The sequence below is a fragment of the Bacillus haikouensis genome (assembly GCF_013179555.1).
GTDB classification, from domain to species: domain Bacteria; phylum Bacillota; class Bacilli; order Bacillales; family Bacillaceae_B; genus Rossellomorea; species Rossellomorea haikouensis_A.
The window spans coordinates 1-933 of record NZ_JABMCR010000571.1 but is presented as its reverse complement, the minus strand read 5'-3'; the positions used below and the strand labels follow the sequence as shown (position 1 = coordinate 933).

Below are 933 nucleotides of genomic sequence, written 5' to 3'. Positions count from 1 at the left end.
TCTCTTATAAGTCCGCTCACTGAACGAGGGCGGCGGCGCTGCTGGCGACGAAGTCTTTCGTTCTGAAGAAATCAAGATGATGGGCTGAATGCTTGTTTGTTTCCTGGGGTTTAGGCTTTGGGGGTTTGATTTTTCGACTGCGTGATGTGGTCTGTTATTTGACAATTGAATATGAGAAGAAAGAGAAACGTGGGCGGCGAAGCTTGCGGGGTCTGGAGAGATTTAGGCCCTTTAGAATAGACTTTGACGGTCACGTTTGGATAAGAGAATACACCTCATTATGAGCGCAGAGATGCGCGGAATGATGGGTGTGAGTTCTCGTCGATTCAGAACGACGTGATTTAGTTAAGATTGAATTCTCAACTTGAGAGTTTGATCCTGGCTCAGAACGAACGCTGGCGGCAGGCTTAACACATGCAAGTCGAACGCCCCGCAAGGGGAGTGGCAGACGGGTGAGTAACGCGTGGGAACATACCCTTTCCTGCGGAATAGCTCCGGGAAACTGGAATTAATACCGCATACGCCCTACGGGGGAAAGATTTATCGGGGAAGGATTGGCCCGCGTTGGATTAGCTAGTTGGTGGGGTAAAGGCCTACCAAGGCGACGATCCATAGCTGGTCTGAGAGGATGATCAGCCACATTGGGACTGAGACACGGCCCAAACTCCTACGGGAGGCAGCAGTGGGGAATATTGGACAATGGGCGCAAGCCTGATCCAGCCATGCCGCGTGAGTGATGAAGGCCTTAGGGTTGTAAAGCTCTTTCACCGATGAAGATAATGACGGTAGTCGGAGAAGAAGCCCCGGCTAACTTCGTGCCAGCAGCCGCGGTAATACGAAGGGGGCTAGCGTTGTTCGGAATTACTGGGCGTAAAGCGCACGTAGGCGGATATTTAAGTCAGGGGTGAAATCCCGCAGCTCAACTGCGGAACT

Annotated in this window: 1 rRNA gene; it reads left to right on the top strand. The window is 51.9% G+C overall.

Going from position 1 to position 933, the window contains the following annotated elements:
- Positions 1-360 precede the first annotated feature (360 nt).
- Positions 361-933 (top strand): 16S ribosomal RNA (locus tag HP456_RS25840); the annotation flags it as partial.